The organism is Flavobacterium algoris, assembly GCF_048158525.1.
GTDB lineage: Bacteria > Bacteroidota > Bacteroidia > Flavobacteriales > Flavobacteriaceae > Flavobacterium > Flavobacterium algoris.
In genome coordinates this window covers 59,118-76,177 of record NZ_JBLNKT010000010.1, presented here as the reverse complement: position 1 = coordinate 76,177, position 17,060 = coordinate 59,118, and the positions used below count along the sequence as shown (strand labels likewise).

The 17,060-nt window shown below is 34.1% G+C and carries 18 protein-coding genes; 4 read left to right on the top strand and 14 right to left on the bottom strand.

Going from position 1 to position 17,060, the window contains the following annotated elements; genetic code table 11:
* The first annotated feature begins 31 nt into the window (after positions 1-31).
* Entirely contained in the window at positions 32-2,761 is a 2,730-nt protein-coding gene (locus ACM55I_RS07650; protein WP_416846184.1) for a DNA gyrase/topoisomerase IV subunit A, read from the top strand.
* A gap of 32 nt (positions 2,762-2,793) precedes the next feature.
* Here ACM55I_RS07650 and ACM55I_RS07645 read toward each other — a convergent pair whose 3' ends face one another.
* The 10 genes from ACM55I_RS07645 to ACM55I_RS07600 all read right to left on the bottom strand — a co-directional run bounded on the left by ACM55I_RS07645 (position 2,794) and on the right by ACM55I_RS07600 (position 10,989).
* On the bottom strand, positions 2,794-3,456 hold the full coding sequence (locus ACM55I_RS07645; protein ID WP_416846183.1) for a 3'-5' exonuclease: 663 nt from the start codon (positions 3,454-3,456) through the stop codon (positions 2,794-2,796).
* Complete coding sequence (locus ACM55I_RS07640) at positions 3,456-5,375, bottom strand: DUF294 nucleotidyltransferase-like domain-containing protein (RefSeq protein ID WP_416846182.1); 1,920 nt, start codon at positions 5,373-5,375, stop codon at positions 3,456-3,458. The genes ACM55I_RS07645 and ACM55I_RS07640 overlap by 1 nt, the downstream gene beginning before the upstream one ends.
* Positions 5,376-5,535: 160 nt before the next feature.
* A complete protein-coding gene (locus ACM55I_RS07635) occupies positions 5,536-6,306 on the bottom strand; it encodes a TerC family protein (protein WP_416846181.1) in 771 nt (256 codons plus the stop codon).
* Between the two features lie 39 nt (positions 6,307-6,345).
* Complete coding sequence (locus ACM55I_RS07630) at positions 6,346-6,720, bottom strand: DNA topoisomerase IV (protein ID WP_416835733.1); 375 nt, start codon at positions 6,718-6,720, stop codon at positions 6,346-6,348.
* Between the two features lie 66 nt (positions 6,721-6,786).
* Positions 6,787-7,365, bottom strand: coding sequence for a DUF1572 family protein (locus ACM55I_RS07625; RefSeq protein WP_416846180.1), 579 nt, complete (start codon positions 7,363-7,365; stop codon positions 6,787-6,789).
* Between the two features lie 2 nt (positions 7,366-7,367).
* Positions 7,368-7,940, bottom strand: a complete 573-nt coding sequence (locus tag ACM55I_RS07620) for a pentapeptide repeat-containing protein (protein ID WP_416846179.1) — start codon at positions 7,938-7,940, stop codon at positions 7,368-7,370.
* A complete protein-coding gene (locus ACM55I_RS07615) occupies positions 7,940-8,161 on the bottom strand; it encodes a DUF6095 family protein (RefSeq protein ID WP_416846178.1) in 222 nt (73 codons plus the stop codon). Before ACM55I_RS07615 ends, ACM55I_RS07620 begins: the two co-directional genes overlap by 1 nt.
* A gap of 276 nt (positions 8,162-8,437) precedes the next feature.
* A complete protein-coding gene (gene murQ / locus ACM55I_RS07610; protein ID WP_416846177.1) occupies positions 8,438-9,253 on the bottom strand; it encodes an N-acetylmuramic acid 6-phosphate etherase in 816 nt (271 codons plus the stop codon).
* A 210-nt stretch (positions 9,254-9,463) separates the two neighbouring features.
* Positions 9,464-10,132 carry a ZIP family metal transporter gene (locus ACM55I_RS07605; RefSeq protein ID WP_416846176.1) on the bottom strand — a complete coding sequence of 223 codons (669 nt, stop codon included), beginning with the start codon at positions 10,130-10,132 and terminating at the stop codon, positions 9,464-9,466.
* Between the two features lie 92 nt (positions 10,133-10,224).
* Positions 10,225-10,989, bottom strand: a complete 765-nt coding sequence (locus tag ACM55I_RS07600; protein WP_416846175.1) for a class I SAM-dependent methyltransferase — start codon at positions 10,987-10,989, stop codon at positions 10,225-10,227.
* A 69-nt stretch (positions 10,990-11,058) separates the two neighbouring features.
* On the opposite strand from ACM55I_RS07600, the gene ACM55I_RS07595 reads away from it, so the two are divergent.
* Together ACM55I_RS07595 and ACM55I_RS07590 are read left to right on the top strand one after the other, a co-directional pair.
* Complete coding sequence (locus tag ACM55I_RS07595; RefSeq protein WP_416846174.1) at positions 11,059-12,261, top strand: THUMP domain-containing class I SAM-dependent RNA methyltransferase; 1,203 nt, start codon at positions 11,059-11,061, stop codon at positions 12,259-12,261.
* 15 nt (positions 12,262-12,276) lie between these two features.
* Complete coding sequence (locus tag ACM55I_RS07590) at positions 12,277-12,513, top strand: hypothetical protein (RefSeq protein ID WP_416846173.1); 237 nt, start codon at positions 12,277-12,279, stop codon at positions 12,511-12,513.
* 210 nt (positions 12,514-12,723) lie between these two features.
* Here ACM55I_RS07590 and ACM55I_RS07585 read toward each other — a convergent pair whose 3' ends face one another.
* The 3 genes from ACM55I_RS07585 to rlmD are packed head-to-tail and all read right to left on the bottom strand — an operon-like array spanning position 12,724 to position 15,520.
* Positions 12,724-13,539, bottom strand: a complete 816-nt coding sequence (locus ACM55I_RS07585; protein WP_416846172.1) for a DUF6048 family protein — start codon at positions 13,537-13,539, stop codon at positions 12,724-12,726.
* Entirely contained in the window at positions 13,511-14,050 is a 540-nt protein-coding gene (locus ACM55I_RS07580; RefSeq protein WP_416846171.1) for a DUF6452 family protein, read from the bottom strand. The genes ACM55I_RS07585 and ACM55I_RS07580 overlap by 29 nt, the downstream gene beginning before the upstream one ends.
* A gap of 57 nt (positions 14,051-14,107) precedes the next feature.
* Positions 14,108-15,520, bottom strand: coding sequence for a 23S rRNA (uracil(1939)-C(5))-methyltransferase RlmD (gene rlmD / locus ACM55I_RS07575; RefSeq protein WP_416846170.1), 1,413 nt, complete (start codon positions 15,518-15,520; stop codon positions 14,108-14,110).
* A gap of 407 nt (positions 15,521-15,927) precedes the next feature.
* Between rlmD and ACM55I_RS07570 the strand changes: the two genes are divergently transcribed.
* On the top strand, positions 15,928-16,527 hold the full coding sequence (locus ACM55I_RS07570) for a DedA family protein (protein ID WP_416846169.1): 600 nt from the start codon (positions 15,928-15,930) through the stop codon (positions 16,525-16,527).
* A 20-nt stretch (positions 16,528-16,547) separates the two neighbouring features.
* Here the strand turns inward: ACM55I_RS07570 and ACM55I_RS07565 are convergent, their stop codons facing one another.
* Entirely contained in the window at positions 16,548-16,991 is a 444-nt protein-coding gene (locus tag ACM55I_RS07565) for a hypothetical protein (protein WP_416846168.1), read from the bottom strand.
* Positions 16,992-17,060: the final 69 nt, after the last annotated feature.

The following is a 17,060-nucleotide window of genomic DNA, read 5'->3' as shown; positions in this document are numbered from 1 at the left end:
AATTATTCCAATATTATTATAGGATAAATAAATGAAAGACGAAGAAGACGATAACATAATTCCAGCAAACGAAGAAAATAATTCGGAAGATCATTCTACTGAAGAAAGTCAAGAAGAAAATGATTCGGATGAAATTATTAATGTAGATAAAAAATCTTTTGAAGGGCAGCATTTTTACGATAATCAAGAGGATGAAAATGATACCATTACCAAAGTCACAGGAATGTACAAGGAATGGTTTTTGGATTATGCATCGTATGTAATTCTGGAGCGTGCAGTTCCTGCGATTGAAGATGGTTTTAAACCCGTGCAGCGCCGTATTATGCATTCTTTAAAAGAGTTAGACGACGGTCGGTATAATAAAGTAGCCAATGTAGTAGGGCACACGATGCAGTATCACCCACACGGAGATCAGAGTATTGGTGATGCAATGGTGCAAATTGGTCAGAAAGAATTATTGATTGATTGCCAAGGTAACTGGGGAAATATCCTAACGGGAGATGGAGCTGCGGCTTCTCGTTATATCGAAGCGCGCTTGTCTAAATTTGCTTTAGAAGTTTTATATTCTCCAAAGATTACGGATTGGGGCGTTTCTTACGATGGTCGTCGTGCGGAGCCCAATAATTTGCCTGTAAAATTTCCATTATTATTGGCTTCTGGAGCAGAGGGAATCGCTGTAGGTCTTTCGACGAAAGTCTTACCCCATAATTTCAATGAACTAATTGATTCGTCAATAAAAATATTAAAAGGAAAACCATTTACGTTATATCCTGATTTCTTGACACAAGGTATTGCCGATGTGTCCAATTATAATGATGGATTGCGTGGCGGACGGGTTCGCGTTCGTGCCAAAATCGCGCAGCTTGACAAAAATACCTTAGTGATTACCCAAATTCCGTTTTCAACCAATACGACCACTTTGATTGACAGTATTTTGAAAGCGAATGATAAAGGGAAAATCAAAATCAAGAAAATTGAGGACAATACCGCTGCTGAGGTAGAGATATTAATTCACCTTTTTCCAGGAGTTTCACCAGATAAAACGATTGATGCGTTGTTCGCTTTCACGGCTTGTGAAACTTCGGTAGCGCCCTTGGGTTGTGTGATTGAAGATAACAAACCGTTGTTTATCGGGGTTTCAGCGATGTTGAAAATTTCGACCAACAGAACCGTCCAATTGCTGAAAAGCGAACTCGAAATTCAGTTGAGTGAATTGGAAGAACAATGGCATTTTCTTTCTTTGGAACGTATTTTTATAGAGAATAAAATCTATCGTGACATTGAAGAAGAAACTACTAGAGAAGGCGTAATCAGATCGGTTGATGATGGTTTGAAGCCTCATACGAAACACTTAAAACGGGCGGTTACCGAAGAAGATATTCTGCGTTTACTGGATATCCGAATCATGCGTATTTCTAAATTTGACAGCAATAAAGCACAGGACAAAATCGAATCTCTGGAAGGCGATATTGAACAAGTAAAACACAATTTAGAACATCTGATAGATTTTGCAATTGCTTACTTTACCAAGTTAAAAGAGAAATACGGGAAAGGGCGTGAACGCCAAACGGAGCTTCGTATTTTTGATGATATTGAAGCTACAAAAGTAGTTTTAAGAAATACCAAATTATATGTAAATAAGGAAGAAGGATTTGTAGGTACAAGCTTGAAAAAAGACGAATACGTTATCGATTGTTCGGATATTGATGATGTAATTGTTTTTCTGCGTGATGGAAAAATGATAATTACCAAAGTGGATGCTAAAACTTTTGTAGGTAAGGATATTATTCACATTGCTATTTTTGACAAAAGCGACAAGCGTACTATTTATAATATGATTTATCGTGACGGAAAATCAGGTCCTTCGTATATAAAAAGATTCAATGTTTCGGGGGTAACTAGAGACAAAGCATATGATTTAACCAATGAAACTGCGGGTTCTCAAGTAGTGTATTTCTCTTGTAATCCAAATGGAGAGGCCGAGGTGATTACGATACTATTGCGTCAAGTAGGAAGTGTGAAAAAACTCAAATTTGATATTGATTTTGCCAGTTTATCCATAAAAGGACGCGCTTCCAAAGGGAATTTGGTGACTAAATATCCTATCAAGAAAATTGAACTGAAAGAAAAAGGGATTTCGACATTATTGCCACGAAAAGTTTGGTTTGATGATACTGTCCAAAGACTGAACGTTGATGGAAGAGGTGAGTTGTTGGGCGAATTCAGACCAAGTGATAAGATTCTAATCATATCGCAATCCGGAAAAATAAAAGTAATTACACCGGAATTATCGACGCATTTTGATGAAGATATGGTAGTTTTAGAAAAATGGGTTCCTAAAAAACCAATTTCAGCGATTTATTATGATGGTGAAAAAGAGCGCTATTATATCAAACGTTTCTTGGTAGAAACAGAAAACAAAGAGGAAAGTTTTATCACGGAACATTCTAATTCACATCTCGAAATAGTATCTACAGATTATCGGCCTGTGGCCGAATTAGTTTTTGCGAAAGTAAAAGGAGTTCAAAAAGAAAATATGAAGGTGGATATTGAATCCTTTATTGCTTTAAAAGGATTTAAAGCTTTAGGAAACCAATTGACAACTGATAAGTTAAAACAAGTAAATCTATTAGAATCTTTGCCTTATGAAATTCCTGTGGAGGTTATTCCAGAAGAATTAGAAGTAAAAGGAGAAACAGATGCTGATGATGTGGATATTCAATTGGATGATGATGGTCAAATAACATTATCTTTAGAATAAAATAAAAAGATCATAAGCAATGATGGTCTTTTTTATTTAAACAACTGTTTTAACGAAAGTCGTCCCTTTTTACCTCTTAATTTATTTAGAATTTTTAAAAAAGCAATTGCTGTAATATAAGCATCGCCCATTGCAGTATGCCTGTCTTTTTGTGAAATGTCAAATTTATCGGCAAGTTCGTCTAAACTGTAGTTGTCTTTACGTTCTAATAAATGAGAACCTAAGAGCGTTTTTTTATACAGTACAGCCGTATCCAAAGTTTTGTTTGTTAATTTAGGCAATCCATTTCTATCCAATGCGTTATTAATCATGGTGACATCAAATATAGTATGATGCGCAATTATAATGGAGTCTCCTAAAAATGCTAAAAATTGTTGTAAAGCTTCTAATTCATTGGGTCTGTCCAAGATGAATTCTTTCAAAATCCCATGAATTTTTGCTGTGGCTTTATCATAATGTTCCTGTTGAATAAATACTTCAAAACTATCATGGATGGGAATTGTATTATTTTGCAGGACTATGGCCCCAATACAAAGTATTCTATCATTGGTATAATCAAATCCAGTGGTTTCCGTATCTAAAACAACAAAACGAGTTGTATCAATATCATTTAATTGTTCTTCATCGGATAATGTTTCTGATTTACCCAAAAAATTAAATAAAACAGCTTTACTTTTTTCTAATAAGTTCGTCATCATAATATGTTTGAAGGGTTAAATCGGATGGTAATAAGTTCCTGAAGTTCCTTAATGGTTTTGAAAGTTCGCTTCAATTTTATTTTTTCTAATTTAGACAAAGCTTCTAAGGCAATAAACTGACCGGAATCATGATGTAAAAGACCTTGTTTTGTTCTGAATTTCAATAATGCTTTGTATGAATAGGAACAGGCTAAATACAATTCGCTGTTATGAGGCTCTAATTCCGCTAATTTTTCAAAACGTTCCGGGGTATTGCTAATAGATTTCACTGAATGGAAGAGAATTAATACTCTTGCAGCATCGGTCAGTGGCATTAAAGCCCGTCTTTTTATATCAAAAAAATCTTTGTGGGCACCATCCTGTTCTACAAGAAGTTGCCTGAAAAAGCCAGTAGGAGAAGGACTTTGCAATGCGCCGCTTACTAAATGAATATAAAATACAGGATTAGCTTTTATATTTTCAAAAATAAAATCAGACAGATTATTTACGAGGTCCCTATCTCCATAAGAAAGACTATAATCAAAAAATATAAAGGACAGTAACACTTCATTTTTTCCTGGGTTGGTAATCCAATGGTAAACCAGACTTTCCCATTCGCCAAGGCTCAAGCACCATTTTGGATTAGAAGCCATCATTTCTGCAGGACAATAATCATAGCCAATTTCAAAAAGCCCTTTATTGACATGAGTGGCTAATTCTAAAAAATAGTTCTTAGTAGCTTCTTTTAATTCTTCTGGAACATCCTCATAGACTAGCGCATTGTCTTGGTCTGTATGTAGCAATTGTTCACTTCTCCCTTGACTTCCTAATGCCAACCATGCAAATTTTACAGGTGGAGGCGTTTTCATTTTTTTTAACGCTATTTCTATTATTTGCTTAATACAGACATCATTTAATTCGGTAATTATTTTAGAAGTCAGTGTCATAGGGATATTTTGGTCTAAATATCCCTGTAATAATTGCATTATGCTGTCTCGTATTGGCTTTATCTGTTTGGCTTTTTTAGCTCTTTTTACCGCTTTTATTAATACTGCTGGATTATTGCCAAGTTCCACCATCACATCATGTTTGGATAGGATTCCAACAGCTTTGGAATTTGCCGTGCCATCTTTTGTAAGACATAAATGGCTGATGTTGCTTTTCATCATCGCCATTTGTGCCTGAGTAATAGTCATTTTTTTGGGATAAGTAATGACGGGAGTTGTCATTATCAATCTGGCTGTTGTGGTGATTGGGAATTCTCCTGTCACAATTTTGTTCCTTAAATCCTTATCTGTAATGATACCAATAGGGAACTTATCCTCAATCACGAGAATAGCACCCACATTTTTTTTAGTCATGATTTCAGCAATCTCTTTTGCTGTAGTTGTAGAATAACACGTTATTAGTTTTTTTGAATATTTTACTGGCTGTATGTCCAATAGGTTTTTATCAATGTCCAAAGTTTCGTTTCCTATTGTTTCTCCATATAGTTTTCCGCTATGACTTTTAGAATAAGGATTGCGTGTATTTGAGGCAAAGCTTTCTATTAAAAAATTCCCTATAGCTCTGTTTTCTAGTGCGTAAGGTTTGAATATGCTTATGGGAACGGCATAAAGGATACTTTCTTCATAAGTTCGGGCTTCCATCTGATAGTTCTCATTAGCAATAAGTGGCCTCAACCCAAAAATATCTCCTTCATCACACCTATCCAAAATATCGTTTTCTTGGCTATTTCTAAGGGTTACGGCGCCTTTATGAACTACATAAAAACAGTTGTGTGTTTCTTCATTTTCGGAAAATACTATGCTATCCTTTTCTTTATAAATGATAGATATTTGTTCAGAAAGAGTTTCGATATCTTTTTGATGTAAAAAGTTAAAGGGAGGGAAATTTTTTAAAAAGTCTGCGACTCTATGAGAGATAGTATTTTTCATGACGCTTATTTGTGTCTAAGATAAATTATAAAAAAATAAAATAAAAAGAAAAAGATCAAATTGGAGTCTTTTTAGTGTTTCCTTATTTAGGGAGGGAATAAATTTTCAGAATATAAAAAAAGCTCCCAAAATGGAGCTTCTTTATCAAAAAATAGTTTGATTACTTATTTTTCTTTATTTTCATATTCAATACTTCAACTAGTAAAGAGAAAGTTATAGCAAAATACAAATAGCCTTTAGGTACCGGTGTAACATGATTCCCAAAGATTAAAGCATTAGATAAATGCGCACTTTCAGTAAGTAACATCATTCCAATTAAAATCAAAAAGGATAATCCCAGAATTTGAATAGACGGGTGTTTGTTGACAAAATTCCCAACAGGAACAGCAAACTGCATCATAATTAATACCGAAATAACCACGGCAGTAATCATAATATAAATAGCGCCTTCAACACCATTTGTCATACCTACAGCGGTAAGAATACTATCAAAAGAGAACACTAAATCAATCATAATGATTTGCAAAAGCACATTTTGAAATGATTTTGTAGCCGCTTTGCCTAATTCTTTTTCTTCATGTCCTTTTTCATCTACTTTCTCCCGAATCTCATTGGTACTTTTATAAATCAAGAACAATCCTCCTAATAACAGAATAATACTTTGACCTGTAATTCCAGCAGAAAACCAACTCAAATCAATGTGAAACCAAGGTTCTTTCATTTGAATCAATAAATTAATTCCAAATAAAAGCCCAATTCTCATAAACATAGCAAGGAACATTCCTACTTTAGTTGCTTTTTTGCGTTGCTCAACAGGCAATTTTCCAGTAGCAATCGAGATGAAAATAATATTGTCGATTCCTAATACAATTTCCAAAAAAGTCAATGTTAATAAGGCAATCCAAGCATCGGGATTTAAAAATACTTCCATTTTATTTAGTTATGATTTGTAAGTTTTAATTTGAAATTATTAATCAGCAATCTTGGTGACAGTCCCTTTTTGTTTCGTGTCAACACCAACCATTCCAAATTCAAAGGTATAGGAATTTTTTGATGTTGTCAAAATTTTCATGTCGATTGCCTTTTCTTCGGCCATGTTTTTGGGATGTAATTTCTGCAAAATATACTCACAATCATTGACCCAACGAATCGATGCTGTATCCGTTTTTCCTTCAAATGTTTCAATTTCCAGGCTGTCATTTCGCTCAAAAACGGTTGTTTTTTTTACGCCGTTAACTTCGTGTTCAAATTTGAATTTCCCAGTTTTAAAATCCTTGCAATTGCGCTCCACATTGTAACATGACATTAGTAACAGTATTGGGAGAAGAAGTATTATTTTTTTCATTTCTTGGTGAGTTTATTTTTGATTTTTTAAGTCTAATCAATCTGAGGCAATGCAATTAGGTGTTAATTATTTCGATAATCGTTTTAATTCGTCATCTGTAAAATTCTTGATGCTTTTTTCTTGTGCAAATTTAGTAGCATTGTAACTATTGGATTTATTTTTAGGAATCGATAAACTTTCCCAATTGCTATTTTTTAATTGTTTAGCGTAAAATACGATTTGCCCAACATGATATGGATAATGTGCCAGTTGTCTGTTGATGGCTTCCACAACCGTATGACCTTCATTTCGGATGTATATTATTTGCGAAAGTTGTTCAGGTTGTAATCCGTTTAAAGCATTAAATAAACAATCCCAACCTTTATTCCAAGCATTTAAAACAGCTTCTTTTGATTCCAAATCATTTTCAAACTCCTCATCGCGGTTGCGCCATTCTTTTTCTCCATCACTAGTGAGAAAATTCGTCCATCGTGAAAGCATATTTCCGGAAAGATGTTTTACAATCGTGGCAATGCTATTCGTATCTTCATTTACAGCGACAAAAAGTTGCTCCGGTTCGAGTTGTTCCATCGCTTTTTCTCCCAGCGTTTTATAATACAAAAACTGTTTTTTCGCACTTTCAAGATAGGCAACACTTGTTTCCATAATTACACAATTTTAATATCGTATTTGTCCAAAAGTCCAATGATTCCTTGTGTGGAAAATTTGGCTTTTTTCATGGGATTGAATTCGGGATCAATTTTAAAATTAGTTGCTTTTGAAAAATCGGCTCCAGCCAATTGCGTATTATTAAAAATAACACCATCCAAATTGCTGTTGTCAAATACGGAACTCGTAAGATTGGTTCCAACAAAACTTACCTCTCTTAACGAACAAGAATTGAATTTTGTCTTTGGCATTTTCTTATTCGCAAATGACGAATAATCCAAGACACATTCTTGAAAATTGACGTTAAACAAGAAATCGTCGCATTCCTCAAATTGAATACCCAGTAATTTACAGTTTCTAAATTGTATTGCTTTTAAGCTTGTTCCTGATAATTTGGTCATCGCCAGATTACAATCTATGAATTCGCAATCCATGAAGCTACTATAGGAGAAGTCACTATTTGATAAATCACAGTTTTTAAAAACGCAATCTTCAAATTCTCTGTTGTTTACTTTTTTATCGGTGTAAACGATTTTTTCAAATGTTTTTTGAACGTGAATTAGGTTTTCCATTAGTCGTTAAATAAGCTTTTCATAATTGTTTTTAATCCCAAATATATTAGGAACATAGCAGCAAGACATGCAATAATTCCTATAGCTAAAACTAAATAATGCCATACGTTTTGTTGGTTCATAAAGGCATTATAAATCACTGCAGGGCCTATAAAAAGCAATGGCAAGGCACCTGCTAAATATTTGATTCCTTTGGATAATAGTTCTTTGTTAGTTGCCATTTTTTTGTAATTTAAACTTATAATATAGAGAAAAAATAAAACCTGATATTGTTTGAATAATTATTGAATATAGGAATAAAAAAATGTTTTTTAATCCATAGGGATCCGTTTTAAAAAAGTGAAAAGCAGAGTAAAAAATCAAAAAGAAATATACTGCTACTAAAAGAATATTTGCAATGCAAAAAACCTTGATGGGCTTCCATTTTCTTAAAAAATAGATAGTAAATATCCATAAAACAGGAATTAATGATAGAGCAAAATAAAAAATGAATACCATTATTTAGATTGATAAAAATCAACTGCCTTCCTCACACTACCATATTTATTCAATAATTCAGCTGCTTCGTCATAGGAAACTGGAATTTCTCCCATAATCATTTTCACGCCACGATCTACAAGTTTGCTATTACTCAGTTGCATATCGACCATTTTGTTTCCTTTTACTTTTCCCAGTTGAATCATAGTGGCTGTTGTAATCATATTCAGTACCAGTTTTTGAGCTGTTCCCGCTTTCATACGAGAACTTCCGGTTACAAATTCAGGTCCTACAACCACTTCGATTGGGAATTTTGCGGTTTGCGAAAGCGGACTTCCTGCATTGCAAGAAATACTTGCTGTGATAATATTGTTTTCGTTACAAGCTTGCAATCCTCCAATAACATAAGGCGTCGTTCCAGAAGCGGCAATTCCCACCACAACATCATTTTCATTTACATTGAAAGTTTTCAAATCAATCCAGGCTTGTGTGGCGTTATCTTCGGCATTTTCTACGGCTCTACGGATTGCGGTATCACCACCGGCAATAATCCCGATTACCAAATCGAAAGGAACGCCAAATGTTGGTGGACATTCTGAAGCATCCAGAATTCCCAATCGCCCTGAAGTTCCTGCGCCAATGTAGAATAATCGTCCGCCCAATTTCATTTTGGCAACGATTTCAGTCACTAAATTTTCTATTTGTGGCAAGGCTTTTTCTACGGCAAGCGGAACAGTTTTATCTTCCTGATTGATATTAGAAAGCAATTCCTGAACTGACATTTTTTCTAAAAGTTCGTATTTTGAGGATTGTTCGGTGGTTTTTGTGAAGGTCATATTCCTGTTATTTTTGAAGGGACAACTCGTGAGTTGTCCGTATATTTATTATTTTGCGTGAGGGATAGCAGCGGAAATCCTTTTTATTTTTTCTTTAAAAATAAAAAGATTACCTCATTTTACTTTTATTTTTAGTCGGAATTCGGTGAATTACATTTGCTGTGTATAGCCCGACCCGATTTTTCAGCGGGTCACGCCCAAATTATAAAATTATATAAAATACGCCAAGGCAATTCCAAAAATAATCATTGAAACTTTGGCGATATTGAATTTGTGTCCTTCGCTGGTTTCAAAAATAATGGTGGATGAAATATGAAATAAGATTCCTATTACAATAGCAGTGATTTCAGTATAATATACGTTTAAGATGGGCATATAATCAGACAAAAATGTTCCGAGTGGTGTCATAATTGCAAAAGTTGCCATAAAGAAAAGTATTGCTTTTTTATCCAGACTTGCATTGATAAAAAAAGTGGTCAAAATAATGGCAATTGGCAAATGATGAATGGCAATTCCCACCGCTAAATCATGGTGGTGGCTTACGGGAAATCCTTCCAGAAAGGCATGAATGCAAAGGCTGATGAATAACAACCACGGGATTTGGGTCATTGTTTCATGGCCGTGAACATGACCGTGTTCAGCACCTTTGGAGAAAAATTCCAATATGATTTGGAATAAGATTCCTATCATGATGAAAATTCCAATTTTTGGGTTAGCGCTTTCGTAGACTTCAGGTAATAAGTGCATTACCGTTAAGGAAAGTAAAAAGGAGCCGCTAAAGGCTAATAAAAGCTTTAAGTTGGTTTTGTTTTTTGGTTTTAAAACTAATGCGATGATATATCCTATAAGTACGGAAAGTAAGGGTAAAAGATAATTCATATTTTTTGTGGAATCGTTTATTTGTTTATTCGCTTAACCGTTTATTTGTTAATCTGTTATTCGATTAACCATAAAAAGGATGAATCGACCAATTATTTGAAAATCATGATTAGTCGTTCACTATCCGTTTTGTGGAATTTTTTTAATTTGTAATCACCAAAAATATCCAATAAGTAAATTCCGGCTTCTTCCATTAATTCTTCAAAATCTTTTAGTGTAAGCGCTTTTACTTTTTCGGTAAAATGAAATGTTTGACCTTTGTCTTCAAAATCAATTTCTTTATAAATATGACCGTCTTTTAGGTAGCGTTTGATATGAAAATCTATTTCTTCGACTGTTTTTGTTTCTTCGGGAACTAATGTTTCTAGGACGTGGTTGACATTCATGAAGTCAATCACGGCAAAACCATATTCCGAAAGGCTTTCTTTGATGGCTTTTAATGTGGTTAAATTGTCTTCGTCATTTTCGAAGTAGCCAAAACTGGTAAATAAATTGAAAATGGCATCATATTTTTCTTCAAAAGGTTCACGCATGTCGTGTACTTTGAAATGAAGGGTTTCATTCGTATTTTTAGTGGCTTCGGCAATGCTGTTTTCAGATAAATCAGCTCCAAGAACATCATATCCCAATTGGTTTAAATAAATAGAATGGCGGCCTTTGCCACACGCTAAATCCAATACTTTTGCCTTTTCAGGAAGATTTAAATAATGTGTAAGATTATCCATAAAAACCTGGGCTTCTCGGTAATTTCGTTCTTTGTAAAGAATGTGATAATACGGAGAGTCAAACCAAGACGTGTACCAGTTTTCACTCGATTTCAGTTGATTTTCAGTAGGTGGATTTTGTGCTGCAGACATTTATTCTTTTTCAATTAATTCGATTCATGCAAATTTAGTGTATTTTTGCACCGAATACTTGATTTTACAATGGAAAATAATTATAAAATGATTGCCAAAACCTTTTTTGGTTTTGAAGAAATATTAGCAAAAGAATTGCAAATGCTTGGCGCACAAAACGTGGAGCAAGGCGTGAGAATGGTGAGTTTTAAAGGAGATAAAGGGTTTATGTACAAAGCAAATTTGGCTTTGCGTACGGCTTTAAAAATCCTAAAACCTATTTATTTTTTCAAGGCAAATAATGAACAGGCTTTATACAAAGGCATTTCGAGTATGAATTGGTCTAAATTATTGAATGCCAATCAGACTTTTGTGATTGATACAACGGTACATTCGGAATATTTTAATCACTCGGAATTTGTTTCCCAAAAATGTAAGGATGCAATCGTAGATCAGTTCAGGGAACGAACGGGACAACGACCAAGCATTGATAAAGTACATCCTGATTTGAGAATCAACATTCACATTGATAAAGATCAGGTTTCTGTTGCACTGGATACTTCCGGGAATTCATTGAACCAGCGTGGGTATAGAACCGCTACCAATATTGCTCCTATAAACGAGGTATTGGCTGCAGGAATTCTATTGCTTTCCGGTTGGGACGGTCAAGGTGATTTCTTGGATCCTATGTGTGGTTCTGGAACATTCTTAGCCGAAGCGGCGATGATTGCCTGTAATATTCCGGCAAACATCAACCGAAAAGAATTTGCTTTCGAAAAATGGAACGACTGGGACAATGATTTGTTTGATAGTATTTCAGACAGTTTATTGAAACGCGTTCGGGAGTTTCATTACACCATAAAAGGCTACGATAAAGCACCGAGTGCGGTTCAAAAAGCCAAAGACAATATCAAAAATGCCAATCTGGATGAGTATATTTCTATCGAAGAAAAGAACTTTTTTGATACAGAAAAAACATCCGAAGGGAAATTACACGTGGTTTTCAATCCGCCGTATGATGAGCGATTGGATATCCACATGGAAGAATTCTACAAAAGCATTGGCGATACCTTAAAGAAAAATTACCCGGGGACTAATGCTTGGTTTATCACAGCTAATCTAGAAGCTTTGAAATATGTAGGACTAAAACCTTCGAGAAAAATCAAACTTTTCAATGCTGGTTTAGAAGCACGATTGGTAAAATACGAAATGTACGAAGGAAGCAAAAGAACGAAGTTTCAAGTTTCTGAAAGTGGAGATCAGGTATCAGATTCAGATAAAAATATAAATTAAAACGCACAATTTATTATGACCAAATTACAAGTACGTGCATTTATTTTCCAACTGGGTTGTTTTGCTATATTATTTACTTTATTTAGATATATAGTCGCACATTATACCAATTTAACGGGTTATTGGATTCCGCTAACCGCTTTTGCAATTGGGACACTTTTGTCACCAAAATTTCAAGCGGTGAAAACGAAGGACGGAGAAAAATTATTTATGAAATGGATTTTCATTAAAGGACTTCGGGTTATTGGATAGGTTAAAAAGGATGTTTTTACTTTAAAAAAATAATGAAACATTCTTAAATGAACTTACATTCCTTATATAGTTTAAAATTCTCACCATATAAGGAATGTAAGTTCATTGAAGTTTTAAAAAGTTTTACAGTATCTGTTTATTGATTACAAAAAAAATATCGCAAAGAGAACTGTTGTTTTCTTTGCGATTTTTTTTATTCTAAATTCGGAATTATTTCTTTTCTACTTTTTTAGTAACGACTGTAGCTGTCTTTTTCTTGTAAAAAGGGATTAAATAAGTAACTGTGTAATTTAATCCTACTCCAAAAGTACCATTGTAAGTTTTGTTAAAGCCCGGGATGTATAGGTTATCAAAATTATCTGGTTTTTTATTAGAAACTAAAGTATTCAACCGAAGACTGAAACCCACAAACACATTGTCAAAGACTTTGGCTTTTACTCCTGCTACGACTTCAATCCAGCTTGCGGTTAATCCATTGTATTTTGCACCAGATGTAATTGCCGGTACTTCACCAAAATAAGGATTTGCATTGTAGATTTTATAAGTATTCAATTGTTGGTTAAAACTACTCACACCATATCGCATCCCTATCGAAATGATATTTTCCATATTCAGCCAGTTTTCATAACCATTGTAATCAAAACCTACTTTTAGATAAGTCCCTTTTGCTGTGGTATTCAATCGGTCGTCATCGGTTGTTTTATTTTCATTTCCAACTTCGGCCGCCAAGAAATATTTTTTTGTCAATCGATAATCGCCTACTAATTCTAAGCCTTTGTAGTTTTTATCATAAAAAGCACGCGTCAATTTGTATAAATCAATACCTACACGAAAACCATAACGATCCGTTTTTACAATGGTATCGTTCTTTATTTCGGAGGCGTTTTTTTTAACTATAGGTTTTGGAGCTTCAGGAATAACTCCGCCCATTTTTGTTTTTTGAGTTGCATTAGTCTCTTGGGCTTGAGCCAAAAATATAGACAACATGAGGCAAAAACTAAAAAAATATTTTAATGTGTGTTTCATTTTCGTTTTCTATATTACTTTTTTCAACCGAGATGTATTTTATCCATTTTGTATCTGGAACCGTAGCGTCAGTATGTGTATAAGGATTTGAAGTGTTTAAAGTAAAAAGGGTCTTAAAACCGCATGCTCTTGATACAAAGACTTCCTTTCTCGTATAATCAAATTTGATATTATCTTCATTAACGAATACAGTATTAGCATTTCCATAATTTAAGGTAAAGCTATAACTGGTTGTGTCTTCGTTTGTTTTCAATGGAATCGAAATCGTACTTCCGCTGGTCAGGTATTTAGAGTCATCTGTAGCAGTGGTATTAAAAATAATTCCATCAGTCATTCCTGCGCCAACAACTTTCAACTTCGTCACGGTTTTTAAAACGGAAGGATTGTCGTAATCATAAAAGGTGATTACAAGTCTGGGTGTTGTAGGAGTATTTGCATCGCAAATATCATCTTTCTCACAACTGGAGAAGGATAGCGCTATAGCGAATACCAATAAAATTATTTTTTTCATATTTTTTTAATGAAGATTTTTGATTATAGTTTATTAAAATCTGCAATCAAAAATCAATTATCGTCTTTCCAAAAGTACAACATTTTCAACATGATGCGTTTGTGGAAACATATCTACGGGGCGTACTCGAGTTACTTTGTATTTCTCATCCATCAAAGCCAAATCACGCGCCTGAGTTGCCGAATTACAACTTACATAAACCACTTTTTCAGGAGCAATTTTCATAATTTGTTCAATTACATCTTTGTGCATTCCGTCTCTTGGTGGATCCGTTATAATCACATCCGGATGACCGTGTTGAGCAATGAAACTATCGTTAAAAACGACTTTCATATCTCCTACAAAGAACTCACAATTCGTAATTTCATTGCGTTCTGCATTCAATTTTGCGTCTTTAATGGCTTCAGGAACACTTTCCACACCGATTACTTTTTTTGCTTTTTTAGAAACAAACTGTGCAATAGTTCCCGTACCGGTATATAAATCATAAACGATTTCATTACCGGTAAGACCAGCAAAATCTCGTGTTATTTTATACAATTCATACGCTTGGTCGGAATTGGTTTGGTAAAAAGATTTCGCATTAATACTAAATTTCAACCCTTCCATTTCTTCCAAAATGTAATCTCTTCCTTTGTATAATTTAATATCGGTGTCGTATAAAGTATCGTTAGCTTTGTTATTCACCACGTATTGAAGCGAAGTAATTTGCGGGAATTTCTCGTAAAGATGATTAAGAAGCAATTCTCTGCTGGCTCTGTCATTTTCAAAAAACTGAATCAAAACCATGATTTCACCAGTCGAAGCTGTACGCAACATCAAAGTTCTAAGTAATCCTTCGTGTGCTCTTGGATTAAAGAAAGTCAAACCATGCTCGTTAGCAAAAGTTCTCACTTCATTTCTAATCGCATTCGATGGATCTTCCTGCAAATGACATTTGTTGATGTCCAGGATTTTATCCCACATTTTAGGAATGTGAAAACCAAGTGCATTTCGGTTTCCTAAATCTTCGGTGCTGTCAATTTCTTTTTCGGTCAACCAACGGCTGTTAGAAAACGAAAATTCCATTTTGTTTCTATAAAAAAACTGTTTTTCCGAACCAAGTATCGGTTCAAATTCCGGAAGTTCTATTTTTCCGATGCGTTGCAAGTGATTTTTTACTTCATTTTGCTTGTAATACAACTGTTGGCTGTATTTCATATTCTGCCATTTACAACCGCCACAAACACCAAAGTGCTCACAAATAGGTTCTACACGATGCTCAGAATATTCATGAAAATGAACTGCTTTTCCTTCGTAATAGGCTTTGCGCTTTTTGAAAGTTTGCACATCAACCACATCACCCGGAACCACATTCGGGATAAAAACTACTTTACCATCCGGAGCCTTTGCTACCGAAACGCCTTTTGCACCAGCATCAAGGACTTTTATTTGATGAAAGACAACTTTGTCTGTATTTTTCTTTGCCATAGCGCAAAAATAAGCGTTTGAATGGTTTTATAAATTCAAATTGGGAAATATTTTTAATTTCAAGTGTTTTTTATTTGAGCCTAATCCTGCTTTCCGTTACAAACCCGCAATTCCACAAGCAGCAACATTAAGTCGATGAAGGAGCTTCCGCTGGTCGCTCTTTATTAGAAGGTGTTCAAAAACTTTCACAATCGCGGGTTTTTCGCTGCAAACAAAGTTCAATGAATATATCTAAAAATAAAAATTAAATAAAGTAATCAGGGGCAGGGGAATTATAGTTTTATTGCATACAATGGATTGTAAATCCTATTTTTTTTAATCTATATTATGTTAGGTATGTGATTTGGTTTTAACTACTTGATTAAAAGCGTATTATTTAGTAAATTTGAGTAACTAAAAATGATGCTATGTTCAATGCTATCATTTCACAGAGTCCTATAAGTTATTTAGGAATTTTTATTTGGTTTCTTTTCTTGGACCAATTAACTCCCATTCCTGAAGAAGTAATCTTGCTATCCATTGGCTACATTGCAGAACATCATTTGATTAATCCCTATTTTGCAGGTTTAGCAGCATTTCTAGGAGTTACTATTATTGATACTGTTTTTTATTGGCTTGCCTATTCCGGAAATAAATTAATTAATCGTTTTAAAAATAATATCAGTGAAAAGCTGGAGGAGAAATACTTAAAAGGGCTAATAGAGCATCATTTTCGAACCCTATTACTCTTAAGTTTTATTCCTAAAGTGCGGTTTTTTAGTCCTATTTTTGCGGGAATGTTTCGGGTGAAATGGCAAACTTTTTTTGTAATCAACGGCATTGGGACCATTATTTTTATAATAGTCTATATTGCTGTTGGGATGTTATTTCACAGTAGTCTGGAATACCTTTTAAAAGAAGTAGAACTGCTCCGACACTCCATTTTTATTGTATTTATGGTTGTAATAACCATTGTCGTATTTTTTAAATTTAGTCGTAAAACAATTCACAAAAGCAAACAAGTTTAAGTCCGTGACATGAAATACAATTATTGTTTTTGCTTAATTAATTCGTAGTTAATTATTGTGGGTAAGTAGAAACATAAATCGGCAGTGATTTTTCCAAGTATGATTCCTAGAAAATAATTTCCGGTTAGTATTGGCATCCAATACATACAAAACGGACGAATAAAGAAGAAATCCAAAATAGCAGGATAACCAAATTCCAATACTAAATTTTTTGCCAATAAAAGCGTTTCTTTTAAAGTGGTTTTTTTCCCCAGTTCTTGGTTTTTTTTTTCCAGTTTTTTATAAGACCTTGCAATTATGATTCCATAAAATGCTAAATATTCCGCAAACGTAATTAAATATGCTGTAGTCAAACCACTAAGGATTCTGCTGAATTGGGAACTAAGCAACGCAGAACTCGTGGCTGCTAATTCTGCATATTTGTATCGGTCAAACCATTCTTTAAAATTCGCTTTATTAAACATTGGGGAAGTATTTATTTATAGGTATTAAAAAAGCCATCAAAAAAAGCTCTTTTATTTGTTAGTGCTTGT